Origin of the sequence: Bradyrhizobium tunisiense (assembly GCF_042263385.1) — a bacterium.
Taxonomy (GTDB): domain Bacteria; phylum Pseudomonadota; class Alphaproteobacteria; order Rhizobiales; family Xanthobacteraceae; genus Bradyrhizobium; species Bradyrhizobium tunisiense.
Genome location: NZ_JBHLEV010000001.1, coordinates 622,355 through 646,548 on the forward strand (window position 1 = coordinate 622,355; position 24,194 = coordinate 646,548).

At 62.3% G+C, this 24,194-nt stretch carries 27 protein-coding genes; 12 read left to right on the forward strand and 15 right to left on the reverse strand.

What is annotated here, in order from left to right; all coding sequences use genetic code 11:
* Positions 1-2: 2 nt before the first annotated feature.
* The 7 genes from ACFDR6_RS02880 to ACFDR6_RS02910 form a co-directional block, all read right to left on the reverse strand.
* Positions 3-2,900, reverse strand: coding sequence for an ATP-binding protein (locus ACFDR6_RS02880; protein ID WP_375857306.1), 2,898 nt, complete (start codon positions 2,898-2,900; stop codon positions 3-5).
* Between the two features lie 300 nt (positions 2,901-3,200).
* On the reverse strand, positions 3,201-4,037 hold the full coding sequence (locus ACFDR6_RS02885; RefSeq protein WP_375857307.1) for an enoyl-CoA hydratase/isomerase family protein: 837 nt from the start codon (positions 4,035-4,037) through the stop codon (positions 3,201-3,203).
* 61 nt (positions 4,038-4,098) lie between these two features.
* On the reverse strand, positions 4,099-4,746 hold the full coding sequence (locus ACFDR6_RS02890) for a cysteine hydrolase family protein (RefSeq protein ID WP_375857308.1): 648 nt from the start codon (positions 4,744-4,746) through the stop codon (positions 4,099-4,101).
* 20 nt (positions 4,747-4,766) lie between these two features.
* Complete coding sequence (locus ACFDR6_RS02895) at positions 4,767-5,294, reverse strand: hypothetical protein (RefSeq protein WP_375857906.1); 528 nt, start codon at positions 5,292-5,294, stop codon at positions 4,767-4,769.
* 289 nt (positions 5,295-5,583) lie between these two features.
* Entirely contained in the window at positions 5,584-6,813 is a 1,230-nt protein-coding gene (locus tag ACFDR6_RS02900) for a YbfB/YjiJ family MFS transporter (RefSeq protein WP_375857309.1), read from the reverse strand.
* A gap of 31 nt (positions 6,814-6,844) precedes the next feature.
* Entirely contained in the window at positions 6,845-7,081 is a 237-nt protein-coding gene (locus ACFDR6_RS02905) for a tautomerase family protein (protein ID WP_375857310.1), read from the reverse strand.
* Positions 7,082-7,095: 14 nt separating this feature from the next.
* Positions 7,096-7,806 (reverse strand): SDR family NAD(P)-dependent oxidoreductase, encoded by a 711-nt coding sequence (locus tag ACFDR6_RS02910; RefSeq protein ID WP_375857311.1) that lies wholly within the window; start codon positions 7,804-7,806, stop codon positions 7,096-7,098.
* A gap of 210 nt (positions 7,807-8,016) precedes the next feature.
* On the opposite strand from ACFDR6_RS02910, the gene ACFDR6_RS02915 reads away from it, so the two are divergent.
* The 3 genes from ACFDR6_RS02915 to ACFDR6_RS02925 all read left to right on the forward strand — a co-directional run bounded on the left by ACFDR6_RS02915 (position 8,017) and on the right by ACFDR6_RS02925 (position 9,687).
* Positions 8,017-8,940 (forward strand): LysR family transcriptional regulator, encoded by a 924-nt coding sequence (locus tag ACFDR6_RS02915; RefSeq protein ID WP_375857312.1) that lies wholly within the window; start codon positions 8,017-8,019, stop codon positions 8,938-8,940.
* Between the two features lie 110 nt (positions 8,941-9,050).
* Entirely contained in the window at positions 9,051-9,251 is a 201-nt protein-coding gene (locus ACFDR6_RS02920) for a hypothetical protein (RefSeq protein WP_375857313.1), read from the forward strand.
* Positions 9,252-9,270: 19 nt separating this feature from the next.
* Complete coding sequence (locus ACFDR6_RS02925) at positions 9,271-9,687, forward strand: hypothetical protein (RefSeq protein WP_375857314.1); 417 nt, start codon at positions 9,271-9,273, stop codon at positions 9,685-9,687.
* Between the two features lie 372 nt (positions 9,688-10,059).
* Here ACFDR6_RS02925 and ACFDR6_RS02930 read toward each other — a convergent pair whose 3' ends face one another.
* Positions 10,060-11,163: a DNA topoisomerase IB gene (locus tag ACFDR6_RS02930; protein WP_375857907.1), complete on the reverse strand. Its 1,104-nt coding sequence runs from the start codon at positions 11,161-11,163 to the stop codon at positions 10,060-10,062.
* Positions 11,164-11,385: 222 nt separating this feature from the next.
* Between ACFDR6_RS02930 and rnhB the strand changes: the two genes are divergently transcribed.
* On the forward strand, positions 11,386-12,210 hold the full coding sequence (rnhB, locus tag ACFDR6_RS02935) for a ribonuclease HII (RefSeq protein WP_375857315.1): 825 nt from the start codon (positions 11,386-11,388) through the stop codon (positions 12,208-12,210).
* 27 nt (positions 12,211-12,237) lie between these two features.
* Here rnhB and ligD (ACFDR6_RS02940) read toward each other — a convergent pair whose 3' ends face one another.
* The 4 genes from ligD (ACFDR6_RS02940) to ACFDR6_RS02955 are packed head-to-tail and all read right to left on the reverse strand — an operon-like array spanning position 12,238 to position 15,739.
* Positions 12,238-13,185 carry a non-homologous end-joining DNA ligase gene (gene ligD / locus ACFDR6_RS02940; protein ID WP_375857316.1) on the reverse strand — a complete coding sequence of 316 codons (948 nt, stop codon included), beginning with the start codon at positions 13,183-13,185 and terminating at the stop codon, positions 12,238-12,240.
* An 11-nt stretch (positions 13,186-13,196) separates the two neighbouring features.
* Positions 13,197-13,760: an MOSC domain-containing protein gene (locus ACFDR6_RS02945; protein ID WP_375857317.1), complete on the reverse strand. Its 564-nt coding sequence runs from the start codon at positions 13,758-13,760 to the stop codon at positions 13,197-13,199.
* Positions 13,760-15,442, reverse strand: a complete 1,683-nt coding sequence (locus tag ACFDR6_RS02950; protein ID WP_375857318.1) for a helix-hairpin-helix domain-containing protein — start codon at positions 15,440-15,442, stop codon at positions 13,760-13,762. The genes ACFDR6_RS02945 and ACFDR6_RS02950 overlap by 1 nt, the downstream gene beginning before the upstream one ends.
* Complete coding sequence (locus ACFDR6_RS02955; RefSeq protein WP_375857319.1) at positions 15,443-15,739, reverse strand: hypothetical protein; 297 nt, start codon at positions 15,737-15,739, stop codon at positions 15,443-15,445. It lies immediately after the preceding gene.
* Between the two features lie 262 nt (positions 15,740-16,001).
* On the opposite strand from ACFDR6_RS02955, the gene ligD (ACFDR6_RS02960) reads away from it, so the two are divergent.
* The 3 genes from ligD (ACFDR6_RS02960) to ACFDR6_RS02970 all read left to right on the forward strand — a co-directional run bounded on the left by ligD (ACFDR6_RS02960) (position 16,002) and on the right by ACFDR6_RS02970 (position 17,886).
* The gene (gene ligD / locus ACFDR6_RS02960) at positions 16,002-16,892 is read left to right on the forward strand and encodes a non-homologous end-joining DNA ligase (protein WP_375857320.1); all 891 of its coding nucleotides are present in this window, start codon (positions 16,002-16,004) and stop codon (positions 16,890-16,892) included.
* Between the two features lie 34 nt (positions 16,893-16,926).
* On the forward strand, positions 16,927-17,232 hold the full coding sequence (locus tag ACFDR6_RS02965; RefSeq protein WP_375857321.1) for a hypothetical protein: 306 nt from the start codon (positions 16,927-16,929) through the stop codon (positions 17,230-17,232).
* 468 nt (positions 17,233-17,700) lie between these two features.
* On the forward strand, positions 17,701-17,886 hold the full coding sequence (locus ACFDR6_RS02970) for a DUF3606 domain-containing protein (RefSeq protein ID WP_375857322.1): 186 nt from the start codon (positions 17,701-17,703) through the stop codon (positions 17,884-17,886).
* A gap of 614 nt (positions 17,887-18,500) precedes the next feature.
* Here the strand turns inward: ACFDR6_RS02970 and ACFDR6_RS02975 are convergent.
* Positions 18,501-18,707, reverse strand: coding sequence for a hypothetical protein (locus ACFDR6_RS02975; protein WP_375857323.1), 207 nt, complete (start codon positions 18,705-18,707; stop codon positions 18,501-18,503).
* 260 nt (positions 18,708-18,967) lie between these two features.
* On the opposite strand from ACFDR6_RS02975, the gene ACFDR6_RS02980 reads away from it, so the two are divergent.
* Both ACFDR6_RS02980 and ACFDR6_RS02985 read left to right on the forward strand, forming a co-directional pair.
* Entirely contained in the window at positions 18,968-19,678 is a 711-nt protein-coding gene (locus ACFDR6_RS02980) for a Crp/Fnr family transcriptional regulator (protein ID WP_375857324.1), read from the forward strand.
* Between the two features lie 49 nt (positions 19,679-19,727).
* Complete coding sequence (locus tag ACFDR6_RS02985) at positions 19,728-20,504, forward strand: Crp/Fnr family transcriptional regulator (protein ID WP_375857325.1); 777 nt, start codon at positions 19,728-19,730, stop codon at positions 20,502-20,504.
* Between the two features lie 118 nt (positions 20,505-20,622).
* On the opposite strand, the gene ACFDR6_RS02990 is transcribed toward ACFDR6_RS02985, so the two are convergent.
* Positions 20,623-21,552 carry a 3'-5' exonuclease gene (locus ACFDR6_RS02990; RefSeq protein ID WP_375857326.1) on the reverse strand — a complete coding sequence of 310 codons (930 nt, stop codon included), beginning with the start codon at positions 21,550-21,552 and terminating at the stop codon, positions 20,623-20,625.
* Between the two features lie 188 nt (positions 21,553-21,740).
* Here ACFDR6_RS02990 and ku point away from each other — a divergent pair, with 188 nt between their 5' ends.
* From ku to ACFDR6_RS03005, 3 genes are all read left to right on the forward strand, one after another.
* Entirely contained in the window at positions 21,741-22,667 is a 927-nt protein-coding gene (ku, locus tag ACFDR6_RS02995; RefSeq protein WP_375857327.1) for a non-homologous end joining protein Ku, read from the forward strand.
* 13 nt (positions 22,668-22,680) lie between these two features.
* Positions 22,681-23,439: a DUF72 domain-containing protein gene (locus ACFDR6_RS03000; RefSeq protein ID WP_375857328.1), complete on the forward strand. Its 759-nt coding sequence runs from the start codon at positions 22,681-22,683 to the stop codon at positions 23,437-23,439.
* Positions 23,440-23,533: 94 nt separating this feature from the next.
* A complete protein-coding gene (locus ACFDR6_RS03005; protein ID WP_375857329.1) occupies positions 23,534-23,698 on the forward strand; it encodes a hypothetical protein in 165 nt (54 codons plus the stop codon).
* Here ACFDR6_RS03005 and ACFDR6_RS03010 read toward each other — a convergent pair.
* A complete protein-coding gene (locus ACFDR6_RS03010) occupies positions 23,695-23,964 on the reverse strand; it encodes a hypothetical protein (protein ID WP_375857330.1) in 270 nt (89 codons plus the stop codon). The genes ACFDR6_RS03005 and ACFDR6_RS03010 overlap by 4 nt on opposite strands.
* Positions 23,965-24,194: the final 230 nt, after the last annotated feature.

Sequence of the window (24,194 nt, forward strand, 5' to 3'; positions counted from 1 at the left end):
GGTCAGACGAGCGACGAATCGAGCATGAGCCGAGCGGCCTTTAGATCAGCCGTGTCAAACCCTTCCGAGAACCTCGCATAGGTCGCGGCAAGCTCCTCCAGGTGACTTCCCGTTCCCTGCTCGCGCCTCAGACGCACCATCGACATATCAGTCCGCAATCGCCAGGAGAGCGCGCCCTGCTGGTCAGCCAACGCTGCCGACGACCGGAGACTTGCTTCTGCGGCATCAAGATCCCCATTGCGCAGCTCCAGTTCCGCCCGCACGCGCAAGAGCTCCGGCATGTCGAAGGCGCCGCCTGCAAGCTCGATGCGCGCGATCGCTTCGTGCAGGATTCCAAGTCCATCGGACGGTTGCCCGAGTTCGGCCAATCCCCAAGACAGGTCAGCAACGAATGCGGACGCATAGAGCTCGTAGCGGTCAGCATGCAGGCGCGGAAGTGCGATTCTCAGTAACTCGACGCCGCCGCGCAAATCCGCGCCGGCGATCATCGTCTGCGCCCGGAAACCGGCCGCGACAGCCTGGTAGGGCGCGAGCCCATGCAGGCCGGCATGCGTTTCGAGCCGACCGGCCATCGCCTCGACCGCGGTCCAGTCTCCGATCCATCCGTACAGCGAGGCGGACCAGCAGAGCGCGATACAGTGCATGACGACATCGCGAGGCGCGCCAGCGCCCGTCAGTGGACGAGCACATTCCACGGCTCGATCGGGAAAGCCGCGCAGCCACAACACGCGAGCAAGCGGTATCTGCGGTGTTCTGGAATAGGCAAAATGGCCAGGTTGCGCGCCGCGTAGCGCCGCATCGTTGCGAACCCCTTCGTCCAAATGAAGCTGCGCCTCGGCCTGGTTGCCGACGAGATGATGGGATACCCCGATGAGGGCCTTTGCGCCGGCAATCCCCGCCGCATCACCGATCAGACGAGCGACGCGCTCGGCCTCGAGTGCCACCGGCAGCAGATGCCGATAGTCGCCTGTCCGGCGATAGAACATGTTCAGCCGCGCCAACAGCCTGAATGTGTTGGCGTCGTCTCCGATCGCGGCCGCGATCTCGAGTCCGCGTCGAAGTGCGGCCTCGGCTCGCTCGCCATTGCGTTCCGTGAACATGAAGGCATGACCGAGCGTGGCTTGAAGCTCCAGCTCCCACTTGCCTCCACGGTGGCGGTCGTCGAGAACTGAAAGCGCGCGCTCAGACCATATGCGCGCCTCATTGAGCAGGTTGAGCTCGACGAACAGACGTGCACAACTGCCTGCGAGCGGAACACGAAGCTCGTCATCGTGAGCGTAGCTCCATTGAAGCGCGGCGCGGGCGTCCGCCAACAGACCGCCGCGGCTCAGCTCAGGCAACATGCGATCCGCAGAGCCAGAATCGGCCATACCCGCTTCGAGGGAGCGGTGAATGTGTTCGGCGTGACGCCGCGCGACGTCCTGGGCTTGGCCGCTCTCACCGAGCTTCTGGAGTGCATAGGCGCGGGTGGCGTCGAGGAGGCGGAAGCTTCGCGACAAGCGGCTCGGTTGCGTCGACAACAGAGACTTGGCTACGAGTTGCTCCAGTGCGTCGACAGCGCCTTCGACAGGCTCCCCCTCTTCCACCACTACGGCAATCGCATCCTGCAGCGTGAAGGGCCCAGCAAAGATGGCGAGACGTTGCAAGACCAGCCTCTCTACCTCGCCAATCAGACCGAAACTCCAGTCAAGCGTGGCGCCGAGCGTCTGTTGTCGTGGCGGCGCCGTGCGTCGGCCCCGCCATTCGAGCTTGAGCCGGCCATCGAGCAATGTTGCTATCTCCCGCAAGCCGTAAACGCCAACGCGAGCGGCAGCGAGTTCGATCGCCAGCGCGATGCCGTCAAGCTTGCTGCAAATATCTGCAAGAACCTCCGCATCCTGGTCGGTGATATCCAAGCGGTGGCCGGCGGCAGCTGCACGTTCGGCGAAAAGACGCGCGGCCGGATAGCTCAGCACCTCACCAGCATTGAGCCGAGCGCCCTGCGGAGGGCCTGGTAGCGGAACGAGTTCGTAAATGTGCTCTCCTTGCACTAATAGCGACTCGCGACTGGTCGCAAGAATGGTGATGCCGGATGCTTCGCGGTGAATCGTCTCTGCCAGACGGGCAACATCGTCGATCACATGTTCGCAGCTATCGAGCACGAGAAGCAGCCGACGATTGCGAAGAAAACTGACGATGCTTTCGGTTGGGTCGGCGTGATGAACGACGAGGCCCAGAGCAGCGGCCACCGTGGAGGCAACGAGCGTCGTATCCTTCAAGGGGCCAAGATCGAGGAAGTGGATCTTGCCGTCGAACTCATCCCACATCTTATGCGCGATCGCGACGGCAACGGTTGTCTTGCCAATGCCGCCCGGTCCCCTCAGAGTGACGAAGCGCTCGCTCAGCAGACGTGCCGAGAGCTCGGCCAGGACGTCCTCTCGTCCGACCATTCGGTCGAGGCGATACGGGAGTGCGGAAGACGGGTCCATCGCACCGGCGTGGGTCTGCGGGATCTCCGCCGGCGCCGAATTGCGTTCGCCCCGTCTCACGGGCGCGACGAAGCAATATCCTCGGCTCGGAATATTGGTGATATAGCGGGCTCCGTCCTTCCCATCGCCCAGGGCTTTCCGGAGTTCGGCAACGTGCACGCGCAGGCTGATCTCTTCTACCGCGAGGCCAGCCCACACATATGCGAGGATATCACTCTTCGGCACGACTTCGCCGGCGCGATCCACGAGCAGGCGCAGGATGTCAGTTGCCCGGCTGCCAAGCTTGACTGGCAACCCGTCCTTTTCGAGTATTCGTGATCGAAGAGAAAACGGACCGAACGTGACCGGATCGAAATCCCGGCCTGCCCCGGTGTTGCTGTGATGCGCGCCGGTCGCTGCTTCCGGCTGTGTGCTGCTCTTGGGAGAGTTCATTCCGGGTGCGCGCCTTGTCGCCAAGGATACGGCGAGCGCGCGGCACTGCGTAACCTCGACTGCGATTTCGGTGAGCCGAAGTATAGGCAGGGCCGGACCGAAACACAACGGATCCGCACGAATCGGCTTCCGGCTTTGAGCTGCCGATCTTGAGTTCAATCAGCGCCTAAGGCGACGCTCAAGGCCGACACGTGTCGGCGCTCGACCGAACGGCGCCCACCAGCCCATGCGACAGCCCGTCGAAATCAAGGAAGGCATTGCCGCACATGGTAAGGCCAGCTGCCTTCGATCGATCGGAATTCAACCACGTTCCGAGAACTTCGCTTCAGCCACCGCTTGGCCGAGCCTCATCTCGGTTTCGGATCGACGCTGTAGTCCGCGCTCGAGGAGGAATGCCGCCCGCTCCCGGGTGCCAGGGTGAGCCACCGACGTAAAGAAGGCCGATAACGAAGGGGGAAAGACCGCATCCGCCGGCAACGTGACCTCGTCCATCAGGGCCTTCGCACCTACGATGGCGTGCTTCTCGAACGAGGCGAGACGGCGCGCGAAGGATTCAACAAAGGTCGAAAGCTCCTCGTCCGGCAAGGCTCTGTTGACATAACCATAGCGTTCGGCGAGCTCCGCCGAGAAGTCGTCCGCGCCCAAGATCACCTCCAATCCACGCCCCCGGCCCATCAGACCGGCCAACCTCGCCATGGGATTGCCGCCCGGCACCGCACCGAGGCCCACCTCGAATTGTCCGAGAATTGCACGCTCGCGGCTGGCGAAGCGCATGTCGCAGGCCAGCACGAACTCGCTCCCGGCCCCGCGGGCGCGCCCGCGAATCTCCGCGATGGAGGCAACCGGCGCACGTGACAGCCGAACGAGCAGGTCGATCCAGGGATGCATGCCCGTCGGACCCGACGGCATGGCGGCGACTTTCCGCTTGTCCGCGAGCACATCCCAATGCGCCAGGAAGAACTCCGGGTCCGCGCTCCGGAACACCACGACCTTGATCTCTGCATCGCTTTCGAGCTCGGCAAGCAGGTCCTGCAGTTCGCCGATCGTGTCGGGATCAATCAGATTGATGGGCGGGTTATTGAACGTCGCCGTCCAAAGACCGGAAGACAGCTTGTCGATGGTAATCTGTCGAGCCATTGAGTTTCTCCATTCCGGTCAGGAAAGACGATTCAGGACGGGGGGACGTGCGACGAGAAGGTCACGCGGCTGACGCTTCGGAACTCCTTGCCGACAACGCCCCGACGATCTCCTGCGTGGTTACGATCGCGCTGGCGTAGTTCGGCATATTGATCTCCAGCGCGGCCCGCATCATGTCGTCGGAATAATCGGCAACTGCGTCCTTGACGACCGTCACGTCGTAACCAAGCTCGGCAGCAAAGCGCACGGTCGCCTCTATACAGGTGTGAGCGACCAACCCTATGACGATCAGCCGTTGGATGCCGTGCCGCTTGAGTTGTAGATCGAGGTCGGTATTCGCGAAGCCGCTAGAACACCAATGTTCGTCTGCTACGATCTCTCCGGGCGCCGGCACGAATTCTGCGCGAAACTCTCCACCCCAGGTGCCGAATTCGAAGCTCTTGTTGTTCCAGGCTCTCCTTTGAATTGGAGCGATGTATTTCCAGGAGGCATAATCACCGGGCCGGTAGCGGTGATGCATGGCATAAAACACACGAATGCCGGCATCCCGAGCGGTCTGTAGCACCTGGATCATGTGCGGAACGCAGTCGTTTCTTTCGGCCACGGCCTTGATCCGGGGCCAGATCTTGCCTCCCTCCGAGATGAAGTCGTTGTAGGGATCGACCACCAGCAGGGCGGTGATTCCCTTCTCATAGGACAGTTGCGTCATCGAACTCTCCTTTCAGGCTATCAGTTGTTCTGCAGCGCCGCGCGCTCGATGCTGGCGGCAAACAGCGGCGTTTCGCTCTGGTTGTGAGCGATCGAGAAGGGCTGGCGCTGCGCTCGGAACAGCTCGAACGGAATGCCCTGCTTGCCGATGAACGTCATGAACTCGTCCGTGGCATGCGTTTTGACCCTGTTGGTGAACTCGCATTTTCCAGGTTCGATTTCCTTGACGCTCAGCTCCCAGGTCACGTGAATGGTGGTCCGCCCGTTCGGCGTGAAGACGTCGGATGTGGAGTCGAGGATCAGGTGATCTTTGCGGCCAAGCGTTTCCACGTAATGCTGAACCATGAGGCTGCCGCCGATGATCTCGACATTGATCGACATGCGCTTGCCATCGGGCGTGGTCGTGAAGCCCGCAGCGATATGCGCAGGCGAACAGCCCTGATACTCGCGCTCGGACAGATTGAAGCACCAATTGGGGATATCGATCCGATCGATCGGCGCGTTGATGATGGCTGTGAAGCTGGAATCGACGATTTGGTTGTTGTTCATCGCTTGATCTCCCAATGTGTTGCGTCTCATCGACATGTTCGAGCAGAAACCTTCGCGGATCCGCACCGGGCAGACCCTGGCTGTACATTCGGCACTAGATCGCCGTTTGTCCTGCGACCACATTGCTACGGGTGGCCGCGGTTTGCTCGTTATGCGTTGTTATGGTTCGTTAGCTTCTGCGAGCGGCTCGATGTGCCGAGGATTGCCACGGCAAACCCGACGCACGGGTCTCGTCTCGGGAGACACCATGAAGCTCGGCATTTCCTTATGCCGGGCCGAGTTCCGGTGCCTACCGTTCGCGGGTCGCAAGCGAGACGCCAACATCGATCGCCAGCGCGAGCATCAGAGCGGCGCCGCCGAGTCCAAAGAGGACCGAATAGTCGCTTCCGGCCTGTGCGAAGATCCACGAAAAACCGTAAGCAGCAGCCGCCTGGAACAGGGCAAAGCTGGTCGTGGCGTGGCCCCACATCGCTCGCTGTTGCTCAAGCGAGTGCGGCACCAGTTCATGCACCCGTCCAAGGACCAGGGGCACGATACCGGGCGTGAAGGCGCCGACCACCACGCTTGAGACGATCAATGACACCGGCGCCGTGCTGACAGTGGGCAGCAGCACAGCGGCGGTCTCGATCAGGAACGCCGCGCGCAAAGCCGGACCGAATCCAGACCGGTCGCCCAGTTGGCCGGTGACGAGTGGCCCGACGACTGCGCCGAGGCCGTAGAGCACCCAGTAGCGGGACCCCGCGGCGATGCCCTGGCCAAGGCCACGCGCTACGAAATCGACGATGAAGACCATGTGCGGCACCAGGGCTACCGCATTGAGGCCGTATTGGAGCAGGAGCGCGCGGGCAACGAGCGAGCCACGATGGTGCTTCGCTTCATGCAAAGGCGTGGCAACAGGTTTCGCCTCCACAGGCCAATTCCACCAGCTCGCGAGCGTGAGGAGCGCCGAAAGAAGACCGAGACCGTACCAGCTCTGCGACAAGCCCTGCTGCAGCAGCAACGGCACCAGCGTGCCCGATGCGGCCACTCCCAGGCCTACGCCAGCGAAAATCACGCCGCCGACGATGCCGCGCCGGCCGGCCGAAGTGTGCGGCAGGATGACCGAAGCCGTCAGCACCATGATGATGCCGCCGGTCAGGCCGGACAGGAAGCGCCAAGCAAAGAACCACGTAAACGACAGCGGCGTTGCGCTTGCAAAAAACGAGAGCGTTGCAAGCAACATCATCGCCCGCAGCGCGCGGACCGCACCGATTCGGGTCGCGAGAGCCCGCGCCGCGAGCGCGCCGGCAAGATAGCCGCCCAAGTTCGCCGCTCCGAGATAGACGACATCTGACGCGCCGAACCATTTCGCTGCAATGAGCGCCGGAATTAGAGGCGTGTAGGAAAACCGTGCGAGCCCGAGGCCAACCAGCGATGCAGACAGGCCCGCCACGGCGTATCGCCAAGTCGATGGCGAGTCGGATCCCGGCCGCGGGCGCAGCCGGGACTTGATGTGCTGCTTCGTATCTGCGTCGGTCATGTCACACTCCTGCGCGCGAAACGCGAGCGCATCAGTCCGTCGAAGCGGCGCGGCGGCGGCGGAATTCGGGCACGGGCAGGCCGCCCCAGCCCCAATTATCGGTGTCGACCTCCTCGATCACCACGAAAGTGGAGTCGAGCGGCTTGCCGAGCACGTCGCGCAGGAGTTCGCTCGATCCCTTGATCAACGCGGCTTTCTCCTCCGCTGTGAGGGACGCCGCTCCGGGCGTCGTTCCCTCGCGGGTCACTTGAATATTGACGATTGGCATGGTCCCGCTCCGCGTTAGTGGCCTGCGCTCTGGCCGCCGTCGACATGCAGTATCTCGCCGGTGACAAAGGAGGCTCCCTCGAGATAGAGAACCGCATCGACGATATCGGACATCTCGCCCATGTGGCCGACCGGGTGCAGGACCTCTAGCTGCGCATGCGTCGCGACCGGATGCATCGGCGACTTGATGATCCCGGGCGAAACCGCATTCACACGGATGCCGCGCTTGGCATACTCGATCGCAAGCGACCTGGTCGCGGCATTCAGCCCACCCTTGCTCAGCGAAGCCAGCACCGACGGCACGTTCGAATTGGCCTGATCGACCAGTGTCGTGGTGATCTGGACAATGTGACCCGACCCCTGCTTCTCCATCTCCGCGACCGCAAGTTGCGTGACGTTGAAGAAGCCCGCGACGTTCGTTCCCATCACCGCCGCATAATCCTCGGCGGTGTATTGCGTGAACGGCTTTGCCACGAAGATGCCGGCGTTGTTGACCAGCGTGTCGACCCGGCCGAAGCGGGCGATCGCCTGCGAGACGACGCGTTCGGCGGTGGAACGATCGGCGATGTCGCCAGGAACGGCGAGGACGTCATCGTCGCCGGATGGCTTGATGGAGCGCGCCGTCGCGACGACGCGGTAGTTGCGATTGCGAAAACCCTGGACCAGGGCGGCGCCGATGCCCTGCGATGCACCGGTGATGATAGCGACTTTCTGCTCAAGACCCATGAGAGGCTCCTGTTGCTGGTTTAAAGCTCCGCCCGAACCGGCTGGCTTGCCTCCCCAGCTACGCTGCGGCGGCCTGCTTGCGAATATTCGCAGGCCGGCAGACACTCTTTCGCCCGGCGAACGAATGCGGGCCGACGCCTCGCCGTGGTTGTCGCGGCGGCGGCGAACGCCTAGCCTGCCGCCGCAATCTCATGAGTGCGGCAGGAAGGCATGGATCGACTGGACGCGATGAAGGTGTTCGTCCTTGCGGTGGACGAGGGAAGCTTGGCTGCGGCAGGGCGCAAACTCGGCCGCTCTCCGGCCGCGGTGAGCCGCGCAATTGCTTTCCTGGAAGAGCGTGTCGGCGCCGAGCTGCTGCACCGGACCACGCGATCGATCAAGCTGAGCGAGGATGGCGAGCGCTATGTTGAAGTCTGCCGCCGCGTCCTCACCGAGCTTGAGGAGGCCGAGGACATCGCAACCGGAGCGCGCGCGGCGCCGCGCGGCCTCCTCACGATCACGGCTCCCGTCGTGTCGGGCGAGATGGTCTTGCGCCCCATCCTCGATGCGTTTCTGGACGCCTATCCGACCGTGTCGGCAAAGCTCCTGCTGTTCGACCGCGCGGTCAATCTGATCGAGGAGGGCGTCGACGTCGCGCTTCGCATCGGCCCTTTGGCGGATTCGGCGATGATCGCCATGCGGGTCGGCGAGATCAGCCGTGTCGTCGTGGCGGCGCCGCGCTATCTAAAGCAGCATCCGCGCATTGCAGAGCCGGGCGACCTCGCCAAGCACCAGATCGTTGCCATGGCGCATCTGCCCAATTCCTGGACGTTCGCAGCGCAGGCCGGCTCGTCAGCGCCGCGCACCGTCCAATTCACTCCGCGCCTCATCGTCAACAGCACCTATGCGGCAGTCGCCTCCGCGGTCGCCGGGCGCGGCGTGGCGCGGATGTACTCGTACCAGGTGGCGGAACCCCTCGCCCGCGGCGACCTCGAGATCGTGCTGGCTGACCAAGAGGATCCGCAGATGCCAGCGCATCTGATCTGCCCACAGGGTCGACTTTCGGTGCCAAAGGTGCGCGCCTTCGCCGACTTTGCAGTGCCGCGCCTGAAAAAGCAGTTTGCATCGCTGAAGAGGAGCATCAGGGGACACTGATCATTGCAGCAGTTGCTTGGCTAGGCCCATAGATCCGCCCCTTAACATGCCTGAATCGTCAGAATGGGAAAGCTCGGCTAAGATGCGACTTTACCTTATTGGGGCATCTCATGTTCGACATGGCAACCACCGCGCTTTTGCGCGCGGTCTTCGAAGAAGTATGCGAGGGTCTTCCGCACCGCGAGATCGGGGCGCCTACGCATGTGGCATCGACGGTCCTAGAGGCCGCCACCAGTGGCGAGCTCTCTCCCGAGGGCCTCAGGCAGGTCGGCCGCAAGGCCCTGTCACACGCGCCCACCATGTGGCGCTAGTGATGGCCAGGGCGCGGACGTGAACTTCCAGGTCACCGTTTTGAAGATCTTGGCGGCATATCCGGACGGATTTGCCGTGATGGAAGACCTCAAGCGTGACATGGCTATCCTGGCGACGAGTGGCCGCGATTGGGCGGACCGGACCAGGCGGCTCGCGGCCAGGGTGCCCGACCTCGACATCTGGTCCCAAGGACTGGTCGAGCGCCTAAGCGGGGGATGGAAGATCACGGCCAAAGGACGGGCAGTGCTCGACCTGATGGAGGCCCGCCCAGCGGCGTCGGAGGCTGTCCAGGTGCCCGCGGTTGAAGATTCCATTGCGACGTCCACGTCGCCCGTCCTGCCGCTGCAGCAGCCCGCCGATCGTGCCAAGCGGCGGCGCGAGCGCCGAGAACGCCGCCGCGAAGCCCGCGAACGAGCAAGGGCGAACGCGTCCTAGGTTGGTCAAAGAAAAAGCCGCCAGCGGAACTGGGCGGCTTGATAGTCGCGGACCGTCGATTGCCTCCCCAGCCCCAAGCGTACCGCCGTTACCTTGTTTGCGGCCATGCTGCTCCGAACTACCTAACGCGCTTCGATTCGGCTATTGGGCCTCCGATTTATGCACGGGGCATTTTACAGAGCCGGCAAGGGGCTAAATGAGGACGGGAGCCGAACCGAGCGTTATGGCCAATCGCGACCGTCCCCGCCGGGACAAAGCCCAGCACGCCGACTTGAACGGGAGCCCGTTTCCGCCGACGAGAGCACGTGCCGTGTAAGGCCACCTCAGCACCATCGCGGAGGGGCGCAGGTCGTCCAAAAACTGGTCGCGGGACTAGGCGGAGGCCTTCAGAGAATCGAGCCGCTTGCGCAGAAATGCCAGAACAATGATCTCGTCCGACGTGAGCTTGGCGTACTGGCGTTTGAACTTCTGCGCTATCTTGGCTTCGATCATCTTCACGAGATCACCGGACATGTAGGCGTTTAGAACTTCCGGGTGCACGTAGCACTTGCGGCAGATGGCGGGCGTGTTGCCGAGCTGCTTCGCGACGCTCTCGATCGCGGCGACCACGTTGCGCTTCGCCTCGGCCTGGCTATCGTATTTCTTGAATTCGGCGAGAGCCAACGCCCCCAAAACCGTCCCTGCCCAAGTCCGAAAGTCCTTCGCGCTAAAGTCCTCGCCCGTGATCTCCTTGATGTAGGCGTTGACGTCCCCTGAATCGACCGTGCGGGGTTGTCCGTCGTCGTCCAAGTACTTGAAGAGCTCGTGTCCCGGAATTTCCGCGCAACGCTTCACGATCGCGGCTATCCGCTTGTCTTCGACGCGCAGCTTCCACTGTTTGCCCGACTTGCCTGTGAAGTCGAACCGAAGGACGCCGCGGCCCACCGCAACGTGCTTGCGGCGCATCGTGGTGAGCCCGTAGGACTTGTTTTTTTCGGCATACTCGGCGTTGCCGACCCGGATCAGCGTCTTCTCCAGAAGACTGACGATCGTGGCCAGCACCTTCTCGCGAGGTAGTCCGTCCAGCTTCATGTCGGCTTCGACCCGGGCGCGGAGCGCCGGCAGCGCGGCCGCAAACTGGATTATGTGCTCGTACTTGTTCTGGTCACGAAATTCCCGCCACTTCGGGTGATAGCGATACTGCTTGCGGCCCCTCGCATCGAGCCCGGTCGCCTGGATGTGGCCGTTCGCCGAGGGGCAGATCCACACGGATTCGTAAGCCGGCGGGATGCCGATCGACTTGATGCGCCGGATGACGGCCGCATCGGTGATCCGCTTCCCGTCCTTGTCGTAGTAGCTGAAGGTAGTCCCTGTCCGCTTGCGGGTGTAACCGGGCGCGGAATCACTGACGTACCGGAGCCCTTCTTCCGCGATGCTGGCCGCCACTTCGGCAGTGCGGTCCAGAACCTGTTCTTCGTTGCGAGTCTCTCGGAGCATGAGCCTGTCCTTGGGAAGCACCCTGGGAACGAGGCTCCGCTCCTCGTAAAGGGATTAAGATACCGGTTGGTTCCGTTCTGAGATCGGTGGATGCGAGGTGGAGGCCGGACCGGTTCCTTCGACAAGGCGCAGCTCGTCGTTGAGCGGCGTAGATTAGCTTCAGACAATCGCCACAAAGTTCACCGACACGCTCCCCAACAGCCAGTCTCCGCGAAGGCTTCCATGTCCCGATATTCACTCGATGTGCTGCGTCAGCGCTATGTCGTCGAGAAAAGACCGCTCGAGGCCAGCGTCGAGCAGATTCTGCGGGCCGACACCCGCGCTGGAGCCCGTGCCATCCTGGCTTCGATCGATAAGCGGCGTTTCGAAAACAGGTCCGAAGGGCAGCGCCTCCGCAAGATGCTCAGCTTCGAAACCTCTCTCTGGGAGAGCGGCCTTCGTGTCGTAGCGGGCGTGGACGAGGCCGGAATGAGCCCGCTTGCCGGGCCAGTCTCCGCCGGCGCCGTGATCCTGAAGCCCGGCACGCGGATAGTCGGAATCGACGACTCGAAGAAACTGGACGCTGCGGCTCGCGAGGAACTCGCGGTGGAGATCAAGGCGAAGGCAGAGAGTTGGTGTGTGGCGTTCGTCGAAGTCGAGGAGATCGACACGATCAACATCTACTGGGCAGGCATCCAGGCCATGCAACGAGCAGTCCGGGGGCTCGGGTTGACGCCGCAGCACTTGCTCATCGATGCGAAGCGGTTGAAGGAAGTCGACATCCCTCAGCAGGCCATCATCAAGGGCGACGCCAAGTCCGCCAGCATCGCTGCGGCGTCGATCTTGGCGAAAGTCGAGCGCGACACTGTCATGCGGACTCTCGATATTCGTCACCCCGGCTACGGCTTCGCGGATCACAAGGGCTACCCCGTGCCGGCTCACTACGAAGCTCTTGCCAGGCTCGGTGCATGCGCAGCTCACCGTCGGTCGTTCGGCCCTGTACGCAAGGCTCTCGGGTTGCCGCCCCTGCCGCCGTGGCCTTCGGCAGCCGAGCGCGAAGCCGGCTGACCGGGTCGGACGCTCTTCTCGGGTCGGTTATTTTCGCGACCAACTCCTTTCGCGAACGACGTCCTTGGCCTTTTTGTCGGACCGCAGTCCTAGATAGACCGGCTGGCGCAGCTCTCCCTTGCTGGTCCACTCCGCAAACTTCACTTCCGCGACCAACGAAGGCCGCACCCAGGTGGTGATCCCCTCGCCCTTCACCTTGGCAGGAAAGGGCGACTTGGCTGTCTTGAGCCTCATCAGCTTGCCGTGAAGCTCTTCCAGGACCTGGTGGCTGAAGCCGGTGCCGACATGGCCGATGTACCGCCACGTATCGTCCTCCCGTACCGCCAGCACGAGGGTGCCGAAGAACGGCCGGGTTCTCCTCGGCGCCGTGAACCCGGCGATCACGACCTCCTGCCGCTGCGCCGTCTTCACCTTCAGCCAATCGGCGGTCCGGCGTCCGGAGGCGTACGGGCTGTCGGCGCGCTTGGCCATGATGCCTTCGAGATGCCTCCGCTCGGCTTCTGCGAAGAACTTCGTTCCGTTGCCTTTGCGGTGGTTGCTGAACGCGATCAGCTTGTGGCGCGGCAGGATGGACTTGAGCCGCTTCTTGCGCTTGAGGAGCGGCAGGGCGCGCAGGTCCTCGCCGTCCGCGAACATGAGGTCGAACACGCAGTACAAGAGCTTGGCTTCATGGCGCAGGGCGTTCTGTAGCAGCTGAAAATGGGACACGCCGTCCTTGCCGATGGCGACGAGCTCGCCATCGATCACAGCGTCCGACTTCACGCCCTCGAGCGCCTTCGCGACCTCCACATAGGAGTGGCTGATGATCTTCCCGTTGCGGCTATAGAGCGCGACCCGGCCACGCCGGATTTCCGCGACCATGCGGAAACCATCGAATTTGTCCTCGAAGACCCAATCGGGATCGTCAAACGGCGCATCCGTCAGCGTGGCCAGCATGGGCTGCAAGCGATAAGGCAGGGTCGATTTTCGGGCCATGGCAGGGCTCTCTATAAGGCCGGCAGAGGCCGAAACGAGCAAGACGGAAGGCGAACCCACGCGCTATCGCCGGCCGCCACCGGTCCCCCGGCCCGGACCACGCCAAGCACCCCGGATTTGAACGCAGGGCCCGTTTCCGCCGACGAGAGCACCTGCCGCTTGAGGCCGGCCCGGAAGCGGTCGATGAGGACACAGGGCGTCCGGAGACCGGTCAGCTCGACGATTGCCGAGGGACCCAACTCGATGAAGGTGCCGAGCGGCATCCGCTCCAAGTCGAGGCCAGTCGTTGTGATGTTCTCACCCATGTCCCCGGCTGCGACCTCGAAGCCGGTTTCCGAGAGGGACGCAAAGAGCTCGGCCGGGATCAGGTGGACCTGCCGGAGATTGGGTAGGCGCGGCCGGCGGCGGGCGAGATAGCGGTGCCGAACGAAGGGGCCGGCATGGGCGTCGCCTTCGACGCCGTGGCCCTCCACCAGAACGATGCGGTCCTGGACCGGCTTGCTGAAGTGGTGCCCAGGGTCGGCGGCGACCGCCGCCACCTTTCCCTCGAGCGCCAGATCGTGCGCCTGCGACATCAGGCGGCCCGGGCAAGCGAGCGCCGCTTCTGACGGAGATAGCGCGCAATCTCGGCAAGCGTCATCGCATTCAGGACTCGGCCGGCAGGGACGCCGCCCTTGCGGGCCATCAGGACGCCCCAGTGCATGTGGTCGAGTTCGGGAATCGAGTGCGCGTCCGGATTGATGCTGAGCATGCAGCCGAACTCGAGCGCGGCCTGGTGCCAGCGCCAGTCCAGGTCGAGCCGCCATGGATGGGCATTGATCTCGACGACGACGTCATGCTTGGCGCAAGCGCGCAGCACCTTCTCGACGTCGATCTCATAGCCGGGCCGCCGCTGCAGCTGCCGCCCGGTCATGTGACCGATGATGGTGGTGTGAGGATCGGAGATGGCCCGAAGCAGTCTCTGCGTCTGCGCCTTGCGATCCAGCTTGAAACGACCGTGAATGCTCGCGACCACGAAATCGAAACGCTCCAGCACGTCGTCGGGATAGTCCAGCGAGCCGTCCGCCAGGATGTCCGACTCGATGCCTTTGAGAATTCGGAAATCCTTCCCGAAGCGCTTGTTCAGGCGGTCGGCCTCACGGTGCTGCTGCGCGATCTCCTCGACGAAGAGGCCGCCGGCGTAGTGGGCGGACTTGGAATGATCAGCGACGCCGAAATACTCGAAGCCTCGCTGGCGCGTGGCCTTGGCCATGGCCTCCAGAGGCTCGGTGCCGTCGGAGGCATCGGTGTGGCAGTGAAGGATGCCGCGCAGGTCCTGGTCGGTGACGAGCTTCGTGAGCTTGCCTTTGAGAGCCGCCTCGATCTCGCCGCGCCCCTCCCGGAGCTCAGGGTCGATAAAGGGCAGACCGAGGGCGCGGTAGATCTCGGCCTCATCGCCGGCAATCAGGGTGCGCCCCTTGTGCAAGCCGTCGGCTTCCAACCGCATTTCCTTTTCGGCGGCCAGGGTCCCGAGCTGCTCGATGTGGGCGGCGGAGCCGGTCGCGAACAAAAGCGCGGCGCCAAAGTGCTTGCGGTCCGACAGGTGGATCTGCAATCCGTCAGTCGGCGACGGCTTCGCCGCCTTGCCGGCCTTGGCGACCTCAGCAACGATCGAGAGATCGCCGACGAGTTCGCAGCCCCGGCGGAAGTCGCCGGCGATGGTGACGCGCTTCAGCTCGGGCTGGGACTTTCGGATCGAATCCTTGGCATTCGCCAGCAGGGCGGCGGCACGGTGCAGATGGAGGCGGCCTTCTCCACTTTTCGCGATGGCCAGATTTTGCAGGATCTTGGTCTGCAGCGCGGCACCGAAGCCCTTGGCCTTCTTGATGCGGTCATCCTTGGCGGCGGCCTCCAACTCCGAGAGCGAGCCGATGCCTAGGTCCTTGTACAGGCGCAGCACCTTCTCCGGACGAAGGCCAGGCACAGCGAGCATCTCGAGCACGCCCTCAGGGATCTCCTTGCGCAGCTTCTCGAGGCTGGGATGCGTGCCGGTCTTGTGCAACTTGGTGATGATGTCGGCGATCGCCTCACCGACTCCCGGGATGTCCGTAAGCCGGTCCTCGGCGATGAGCACATCGAGCGGATCGGCAAGAGCGGCCAGGGAATCTGCGGCCCGAAGGTAGGCTTTTGCGCGATACGGGTTGCCGCCGCGCAAGGCGCTGCGCTGCGCATATTCTCGAAGGAGGCCTGCTACGGCGCGGGTGTCGAGGGCTGGCACTCAACGAGCCTCCCGCCCCATGTCCTGCGATCCCGGTGAAGCGACACGGCGTCGAGCGGTCGCAGCGACGTCAAGCTCCCGATCGAGAGACCTCTCGAGCTTCTGCGCTGCGCGGAAGTCCTCCAGGTGCTGCATATTCGGAGCGTAAGCAGCCTCCTTTTTGAGGAGGTTATAAATTCGTCCAGCCACAAGCTGCAGGTGCTTCATCTTGCCTTGCGGCATCGAGCGGGCCTTGCAAAGAGCTCGGACGGCATAAGCGCGGAAGTAGTCAAAAGCGTCTGACATGATCTTGGTCAACGCTGGGGCACGCCCATAGTTCGGTAAGGGCCTCGTTTGCCGTCAAATAGGAAAAGTGGAGCGGGCCTCCGCTCACTCTCGGGGCGGCGCGGCGGCCGAGCGGGGCTCCGGAACACATAACAGCCTCCGAAGTTTGAAGAGTCGTTGAGTAAGGTAGGTAGACTGCCCGCCGCCGGCCCCAACCCGGCGGTGGGTTTTTTGTGAGTGGCGTAGCGTGGCGAAGCGTACCAAGGCACCGGCGGCGAAGCGGGGAGCCCCCGAGATGCCGGGGTTCATCGGACCCCAGCTTGCGACTCTGAAGGCGAAGGCGCCTTCGGGCGCGCAGTGGATTCACGAAATCAAATACGACGGCTACCGCGTCCAGCTCCGGATCGACGGGGACGATCGCCGCGCCTTCACGCGCAACGGTTACGACTGGGTCAGCAGGTTCTCAAGGATTGCGGGCGCCTTCGATGTCGAAGGACAGGCCATTGTCGACGGTGAGGTGGTCGTCATCCATGAGGAGCGCACGAACTTCTCCGAGCTGCAGGCGGACCTGGGCAGAGGCGATCAGGATCGCTTGCTCTACTTCGCATTCGATCTGCTGTGGCTCGACGGCAGAGATCTGCGCAAGGAGCCGCAGATCGAGCGGAAGAGGCTGCTCAAGGAGCTGATGGAGGAGCGCGGGCTCAAGGAGCCCGTCCTCTACAGCGAGCACCACGAAGGAGACGGTCAGGCGCTGTTCGCCGCGGCCAGCAGGCTGAATTACGAAGGCATCGTCTCCAAGCGGGTGGATGCACCTTATCGATCGGATCGGGTGGAGGCCTGGCAGAAGATCAAGGTCGTACAGAAGGGCAAATTCCCCGTGGTCGGCTTCATCAAGGACCCGTCCGGCGTGGCCGCTCTCTATCTGGGCAGGAAGGAGGGCAAGGACCTCGTCTACATGGGCAAAGTGGGCACGGGATGGAGCCGGACCACGTCAGCGCAGATCCGCAAGGCGCTCGAAACCGTCGTAAGCCCGAAGCAGAAGCTGACGAAGACCATCCGGAAGCCGAAGGCCACCTGGGTCGAGCCCAAGTTCTTCGCCGACATCGAGTACCGCGACATCACCTCCGAAGGCCTTCTGCGGGCCAGCTCGTTCAAGGGCCTGAGCAAAGGAACGCGCCGTTCATAGGGACGTTTGCTTTGGAGTATCTGGAGTACCGGTCATGGATCCGGACAAGCGAGTGCTGCAGGCCGTGCAAGAGGCTCAGGGTATCTTGGCCCGCCATGTCGAGCCCGGCCCCAGAGATTGCGAGCAAACCATCAACCAGCTGCTGGACGTGCTCGATGACGAAGCCGTTGTGCAGGCGATCGAGGACTCGAGAATGGAAAAGCCTACCCCGGAACAGCTCGCCGAGCTCAAGAGGCTCAGCGCGATCGCGCGCGTGCCCGATGAATCTGAGATCGTGACCTCCAAGGAGGAGGCCGAGATCCGGATACGAGATCTGCAGGAAAAGGCGAGGATGGAATGATGCCTGACAGGCCGATCAACGGTGTCGAGCCCGAACGCTCCCAAGACGATATCCAGCGTGAACAGCTTGGTCCCCGCGGGGTCCCCGGACGGGAAAGTCCAGCGAAGATGACGCCCCAGCGGGAGAATAAGACGCCGAAGGATGTCGACCCCGGACACCCCGCGTGAATCCTATGGAAACGTTCGATCGGGATCGTGCCTGCCAAGTACATGGTGGGCTCAACGACCAGATGATCGAATGGAGACCTCAATGGGCCGCGATGTACCGCGAACACGGCACCAGGTGGGATGAAGGGGTCGTATCCTGGGACGGGCTGCTGCTGGACGGTTGGGCTGCCATCATGCACGGGCATCCCTGCGGCCATTGAGCCAGCCTCTGTCCTTCCGCCTAAATGCGGCCCCGCGACAGCAAGGAACTTCGCGAATCCTTGCAGCGTTGCACCGGCATCATTCGCATGAGAAGGATCCAATGGTGGCGGTTAAAAAGACGACGGCACGCGGTCGCAAACAGGACCGGGCGCGCGTGGCCGGTGGACAGAAGCACGAAGTGGCATACGAGGCCAAGAAGAGTGGCCGCTCGGCATCGGTCGTGAAGAAGGCAGTCAAGAAGGTCGGCAACTCCCGCAAACGCGTCGAGAAGCGTCTCGGCCGCTAGGGCGTGTACTCATAAACTGAGGGAACCGATCGTCCAAGCCGCGCGGTCGGGTCTACCCATAAAAGCTGACGTTCGCCGGGGCGGTCGGCAGGTCAGCTAAGGGCCAATAAGCGACATCGCAGACTTGGCCTGATATGAAGAGGCCGCCAACTGAGGCAGCCTTAATCGGGAGACATGATCAAAATTGAACAGGCAGGATGCCCGAAGCGGTCCATCCTCGGCTTATGGTCTCAGAAACAGAAATGCTGACCGATGAAGAGTTCGCATCGCTGCTTGTGGTTGGCAACGTGCCTGTAAATGGCCCAGCCCCGCTGATCCCTGCCGCTCACAGCAACCGGTTGATCGCGTTAGGCTACATGGTTCACCTAGCGGGCAGGCTGCGAATGACGACGCCGGGACGATACCGGATCTATGGCGGGTTAATCGCCGGCCGAGGCGACCTTACTCTTTGGCCTTAAACTCGCAAATCCTGCGATTGAGTTGCCAGAGCTCTACGTCATGGCTGTCGACTAGCTTTTGGGCTTGTTCTTTTGCGGCCTCATCGTCGTCACAAAGAATGTCAATACGCCGCACAATGTGCCCATCCAAGTCTATGAAGTAGGCGCGGTATCCGATCATTTTAGTGGTGCAAGTCCGGGCGATCTGAGCCAATCGTTCAAGCGTGAGGCCGTTTCAGCTTGGCGCGCCCGGCGCAAAAGCAACTCGCGGGCTTGGCTGCCGGGCAGCTCCTTTTCGGCTGCCTCCTTGAAGCTCCTGGCCTCCTCGGCTAATCGTTCTTCAAAGGTCATTGTGTGTTTGATGCGCCTGCGCACTTGGGTCATGGGAAAAGCCTCTTACACGCTCCGATGACCTTCTTAGTCCGTACATTGGATCCCGTCTGCTCGCTGTGTGACCAAGCAATGAGCATTCGTTTCTTTGGGTGCAAACCAGCGCAAAAAAAATCGCGGAAAAGGTCCCGCTGAGTCGCGTAGCGGGCATAACCGATTCAGCTACCGTGCTAGTGTGCGTTATTGCTGGCCATAGCACTGGGCGTCGGCAACTGAGAGTTCTTGCACTCCCGCCTGAAACTGGGAGTGCCAAGATGATCATGCACGCCAACGCGATACTCGCGTCTCTGTCCGCCAGCGACACGGCCGCCTTGCGACCTCACCTCAAAGCCACTCATCTGCAGCAAAAGACCATATTGTACGAAGCTGGCGACGCGATCAATTCCGTCTACTTCCCACTCGGCGCTGTGGTGTCGCTGGTCGTGACGCTTGCGACCGGTGAAACGACAGAGGCCGCAATGGTCGGCAGGGATGGCGCGATCGGAATGGCGTCGGCATTGGATGGAAAAGTCGGAATGAGCAGAGCGATCGTCCAACTGGGCGGCGATGCGATGGTATGCGATCCGGCTGCATTCAAGGGCGCGGCCCTGCAATCGGAAAGCCTGATTGCAAAGATCATGCGCCACGAGCAAACCCTGTTTGCGCAAGCGCAGCAATCAACGGCTTGCATGGCAAATCATGAAGTTGATGCCCGTCTTTGCCGGTGGTTGTTGCGAGCCCGCGACTTGTCCGGAAACGATCACCTTCCGTTTACGCAGGAGTTTCTAGCTGAGATGCTTGGCGTTCGACGGACGAGCGTGACCACCGTCGCCCGGACTCTCCAGGAAGCTGGAATGATCAAATACGCGCGCGGCAAGATCGAAGTCATCGATGTCGAAGGTCTGCGGGAAGGAGCTTGCGAGTGTTACGAAACCGTCAAAGACCAGCACCGGAACTTGTTAGGCGAACTACCGAGTACGCCTTAGCCGGGTGGCGGGCGCGTGGCAGTCTTGCGCCATGGAAGGATGACGTCTCATGCCACATCGCAGGCTGATCGCGCGTTTGCAGGCGGTTGCTGGGCTATCTGAGCAGGACCAAACGAAGCTCGCACGCATGCCGTACAAGCTCAAGACGTTGAATGACGGCGAATATCTTGTGCGCGAAGGCGACAGCCCCACGAACTCGATTGTTGTGGTCAGTGGGTTTGTGTCTCGCCAGAGGGTGATCTCCGCCCGCAACCAAATCTCATCATTCTATATCGCTGGCGATATGCCGGATCTTCACACGCTACACCTGCCCGTCATGGACCATGAGCTCTGCAGCGTAGGCAGTTCGACCGTAGCTTCTGTGTCTCATGCTCATCTCAGGGAACTGATGAGCGGATCTCCGGGACTTACGCACGCATTCTGGCGCGAGACGCTAATACATGCAGCCATTTATCGCGAATGGATTGAAAACCTGGGCGCGCGGCAAGCCTTGGGAAGAATCGCGCATCTGCTTTGCGAGCTCGCGGTCCGGCTGGAGCTCGTTGGATTACTCGATAACGGCAGCTTCCATCTGCCCTTTACACAACAGGATGTTGCCGATGCATGTGGGCTATCGGTCGTACATGTGAATAGGACAGTTCAGGAACTCAGGCGCGAAGGCCTTATTGAATGGCAGAATCATACCGTAGAGCTACTCGACCGGGCTAGGTTGGAGGACGCGGCCGAGTTCAGCCGCCAGTATCTTCATGCGCTGGAGACGTCCCGTTCGCCTGTCTGCAATGGCAGGGTTGGAGAGCTTGGCAAGAACTTAGGAAATGCCATTTGAATTGTCCGGTTAGGGTCAAAAGCTGAAATGCTCGCTATGAGCCCATCTGGTCCGCTTTGCCCCGGAAAGCGGACCTTGATCCAGCCGATTATGAGTACACGCCCTAGGCCGCTGAGCCTCAGATCCGTCCGGAGAAGCGCGTGAAAGCGGTCAGCCTCTGCACGGTGGGCTCGACATCCTGCATGTAAATTTGGGTCCGCAGGAACGATATCTCGTCGTCCAGGCCGGTCACGTCGACATCGATGAACCAGGACTTGGGCCGGCCGTCGCTGCCATCGTTCCAGCGATAGCCCCTGCGCTTCAATGAGTCCTTGAGCCCGAACGCGGTCTGCTCCGCCCAGACCCGCATCGTCGGCTTACGGGCGGTCTCCAGCAGGAGCGCCAATGCCGGCGAGCCAATCGTCGGCAATTCGAACGCCAGGACCTCCAGCAGGGCGTGGCAGTCGTCGACGGCCCTATGTGCGTGGTGGAAGTAGCCGGCTCCGTTCAGGAGATAGCCGAGTTGCGAGCCCGCGAAGCCGTGCTTGCGCCAGTCGATCTCGCTCATGCTGCAGCCCCAGGCCTTGTGCTCGAACACGGGCCAGTAGCGTTCGGCGAATTTTCTGTCGAAGCCGCTGTTGTGCGCGATCGTGATGACTGCGCTTTCGACGAAGGCGGCGACAGCGTCATCATCGAATTTGTGTCCGGCGATCATTTCGTTCGTGATGCCGGTGAGTGCCGTCACTTCCGCAGAGATCGGCGCACTCGGCTCGTTGAAGGCGGAGAAGGTGTCGCGGACCCCAACGATCCGCCCGTCCTGAGTGTAGTCGAACTTCACCATCCCGAGCTCGATGATCTCGTCCTTGGTGTGGTCAAGGCCGGTCGTCTCGGTGTCGAGCAGGATGCCGGTCCTGACTTCCTGTTCTGCCGTCGGAATAGAGGTCGGTCGGGCAACCAGGCGCCTCAGGATCCGGTAGTCGGGTGACCGGCTCAAAGCCTCAGCCATTGCGGCCAGGTCCATCTGGTCCAGAGTATGCCCCTCTCTCAGGGGCTGGGTCAGCGCGTCCATGGGTCCACGATACCGGGCAAAAGCTCCACGAGGTACCCGAAAAACTAGCGATTCACGGCGTTTTCGGACGTGACCAGGGGCGTTGCGGGCAGATGGCCAATTTTCCTGTTGACGCTCCCGGAGCATGTCGGAACCGGCAGGCTCCGTTCGTCTTGAATCCAGCACCGTCCCTCCGGAGTACCGCGTTCATGGCCCCGCGCGCCAATTGGAAAGGCTTCCTTCGTCTGTCACTCGTGACCTGTCCGGTGGCCCTCTATCCGGCCACGTCAGAAAGCGAAAAGATCTCCTTCAACCAGCTGAACCGGCAGACCGGCCATCGCATCAAGTATCTGAAGGTCGACGCCGACACCGGCGACGAGGTGCCCAACGAGGACATCGTCAAGGGCTACCAGCTCGAAAAGGATCAGTTCATCGAAGTCACGAAGGAGGAGCTCGAGGAGATCGCGCTGGAATCCACGCGCACCATCGAGATCGACGAGTTCGTCGACAAGTCCGATATCGATCCGCGCTACCTGATCCGCCCCTACTACATCCGGCCCGACGGCAAGGTCGGGCACGACGCCTTCGCCGTTATCCGGGAGACCATCCGCGAGATGGACAAGGTCGCTATCGGGCGCGTCGTGCTGACAAATCGTGAACACATCATCGCGCTGGAGCCGATGGACAAGGGCCTCGTGGGCACGCTGCTGCGCTACCCTTACGAAGTGCGAAGCGAGGCCGAATATTTCGACGAGATCCAGGACGTCAAGGTCACCAAGGACATGCTGGACCTCGCCAAGCACATTGTGAACCAGAAGGCGGGGCGGTTCGAACCGGACAAGTTCGAGGACCACTACGAGAGCGCGCTGGTCGAGCTCATCAACCAGAAACGGGCCGGCAAGCCGATCGTACCGAAGGATCGGCCGAAGGGCGAGAACGTCGTCGATCTCATGGACGCACTGCGCAAGAGTGTCGGGGGCGCAGCGGCCGATACCGGTGCTGCAAAAAAGCCTGCCAAGAAGGCGAAAAAAGCGGCCGCGGGTCAGAAGGAGATGCTGATGCCGATAGCCGGCAAGAAGCCTGCGAAGGATGCCGCGAAGAAGCACGCAGCAGGAGCGCGGCGAAAGTCGGCTTGAGGTCCGGAATCCGGTGGCTCCCGGTGACAATTGCGGACTGACACGGGAAGAGGATGCCCGTGTCAAGGCTGTACTTCGGATCGGAACAGCGGGGTGGAATGTTCCTCAAAGCTGCAAGGAAAGGGTTGGTGGCGCAGGTAGCCACCTTGAGCGTTACGCGGCGGTGTTGAATGCGACCGAAATCAACTCATCCTTTCACAGGCCGCACCGGCGCTCAACGTACGAGAAGTGGGCGAACTCGACGCCGGATGACTTCCGATTTTCGGTCAAAGTCCCCAAGTCCGTCACTCATTCTCAGCAGCTTGCGCGGGGTGAGCTCGATCGGTTCATGGAAGAGAGCGCCGGGCTAGGTGCGAAGCTCGCGGTTCTGCTCGTTCAGTTTGCGCCTCGCAAAATGTTCGTTGAATCAGATGCGGAAATCCTGTTCGGCGCGCTGCGGGAAGGGACCCCAGCCGCTCTCGCTTGCGAACCACGTCACGTCAGCTGGTTCACGCCCGAGGTCGGTGCTTGGCTCAGGGAGCGTCGGATCAGCCGCGTCGCTGCGGACCCGGCGCGTGTGCCCGATGCCGACCTGCCGGGCGGGTGGCCGGGACTGCATTATTTTCGGCTGCATGGAGCGCCGCGCATCTACTACTCCGCCTACGACGGGGCATACCTTGGCGCGCTGAAGTCACGGCTCGGTGCTGCATCATCGTCAGGCGAGGCCTGGTGCATCTTCGACAACACCGCCGCCGGCGCCGCGCTCCAGAACGCACTCGACTTGCTTCCTTGAAGGGCCTGCCTTGGACGGCGGGCGGGCACCGGGTTAGTACGGACTTTTAGGGCCACCGGGCGTTTACCTTGGTAGGCTACGACGTTTCCCCATCATGGATAACGACTTCGAGCCCAAGGACCGTGCGGAAGAAGCGGTGAAGGAGGCCCTCTTGGCCGATGGCTCCGAGCGGCAGCGCTGGCTCCAACTCGCGCAGGCTTGGCTCGAACTCGCCCGGATCCGCTGCCATCCGAGCGGTGCGACAGCGCGGCCGAACTAATCTTTGCCTGGGGGACACTCCGGGCACGTATCGCCGATAGAACCCAAAACCACGCGCAATTCCTCGACGGCCTGATCCGGAGACAAGCCCTCCGGCGGCTCCTGCCTGGCGATGTCCAACGCGTGCTCGCGCGCATGAGGGTCGGCCCGATCCCTAGCCCAGCCGTGCTCCTCGCATTCGCGGATGGCGCCCGCCTCCTGCAGCACCTGGATCGCCCAGCCGCGCAGCGTCCGGATCGCCGGTCGCCTTTCCTTCGTCATCAGCATCGACATCGCTCCTGCCAGGACGAATCCTGCCCCCGCCTGCTCGTTCCGGTCGGTTAGCACGGGTCAGGGATTCGCAATTGGTAGGGCTAAGGCTTGTCCCCCTGTTCCGCGTCGTTGTGCATAAACCAGAAGCGCTGGCCGGATGGACCGCCTCAAGTTTGATCGGCGTTGCCTGCCCGAACGCGCAAGGTGTATTTTCTAGCCTTGGTACCTCTGAAGTAGCAGGAGGG

Coding starts and splice junctions, on each gene's coding strand:
- ACFDR6_RS02880 (WP_375857306.1), bottom strand. CDS start 2,900: ATGAACTCTCCCAAGAGCAGCACACAGCCGGAAGCAGCGACCGGCGCG.
- ACFDR6_RS02885 (WP_375857307.1), bottom strand. CDS start 4,037: ATGGCTCGACAGATTACCATCGACAAGCTGTCTTCCGGTCTTTGGACG.
- ACFDR6_RS02890 (WP_375857308.1), bottom strand. CDS start 4,746: ATGACGCAACTGTCCTATGAGAAGGGAATCACCGCCCTGCTGGTGGTC.
- ACFDR6_RS02895 (WP_375857906.1), bottom strand. CDS start 5,294: ATGAACAACAACCAAATCGTCGATTCCAGCTTCACAGCCATCATCAAC.
- ACFDR6_RS02900 (WP_375857309.1), bottom strand. CDS start 6,813: ATGACCGACGCAGATACGAAGCAGCACATCAAGTCCCGGCTGCGCCCG.
- ACFDR6_RS02905 (WP_375857310.1), bottom strand. CDS start 7,081: ATGCCAATCGTCAATATTCAAGTGACCCGCGAGGGAACGACGCCCGGA.
- ACFDR6_RS02910 (WP_375857311.1), bottom strand. CDS start 7,806: ATGGGTCTTGAGCAGAAAGTCGCTATCATCACCGGTGCATCGCAGGGC.
- ACFDR6_RS02915 (WP_375857312.1), top strand. CDS start 8,017: ATGGATCGACTGGACGCGATGAAGGTGTTCGTCCTTGCGGTGGACGAG.
- ACFDR6_RS02920 (WP_375857313.1), top strand. CDS start 9,051: ATGTTCGACATGGCAACCACCGCGCTTTTGCGCGCGGTCTTCGAAGAA.
- ACFDR6_RS02930 (WP_375857907.1), bottom strand. CDS start 11,163: ATGCTCCGAGAGACTCGCAACGAAGAACAGGTTCTGGACCGCACTGCC.
- rnhB (WP_375857315.1), top strand. CDS start 11,386: ATGTCCCGATATTCACTCGATGTGCTGCGTCAGCGCTATGTCGTCGAG.
- ligD (WP_375857316.1), bottom strand. CDS start 13,185: ATGGCCCGAAAATCGACCCTGCCTTATCGCTTGCAGCCCATGCTGGCC.
- ACFDR6_RS02945 (WP_375857317.1), bottom strand. CDS start 13,760: ATGTCGCAGGCGCACGATCTGGCGCTCGAGGGAAAGGTGGCGGCGGTC.
- ligD (WP_375857320.1), top strand. CDS start 16,002: ATGCCGGGGTTCATCGGACCCCAGCTTGCGACTCTGAAGGCGAAGGCG.
- ACFDR6_RS02965 (WP_375857321.1), top strand. CDS start 16,927: ATGGATCCGGACAAGCGAGTGCTGCAGGCCGTGCAAGAGGCTCAGGGT.
- ACFDR6_RS02970 (WP_375857322.1), top strand. CDS start 17,701: ATGGTGGCGGTTAAAAAGACGACGGCACGCGGTCGCAAACAGGACCGG.
- ACFDR6_RS02975 (WP_375857323.1), bottom strand. CDS start 18,707: ATGACCCAAGTGCGCAGGCGCATCAAACACACAATGACCTTTGAAGAA.
- ACFDR6_RS02980 (WP_375857324.1), top strand. CDS start 18,968: ATGATCATGCACGCCAACGCGATACTCGCGTCTCTGTCCGCCAGCGAC.
- ACFDR6_RS02985 (WP_375857325.1), top strand. CDS start 19,728: ATGCCACATCGCAGGCTGATCGCGCGTTTGCAGGCGGTTGCTGGGCTA.
- ACFDR6_RS02990 (WP_375857326.1), bottom strand. CDS start 21,552: ATGGACGCGCTGACCCAGCCCCTGAGAGAGGGGCATACTCTGGACCAG.
- ku (WP_375857327.1), top strand. CDS start 21,741: ATGGCCCCGCGCGCCAATTGGAAAGGCTTCCTTCGTCTGTCACTCGTG.
- ACFDR6_RS03005 (WP_375857329.1), top strand. CDS start 23,534: ATGGATAACGACTTCGAGCCCAAGGACCGTGCGGAAGAAGCGGTGAAG.
- ACFDR6_RS03010 (WP_375857330.1), bottom strand. CDS start 23,964: ATGCTGATGACGAAGGAAAGGCGACCGGCGATCCGGACGCTGCGCGGC.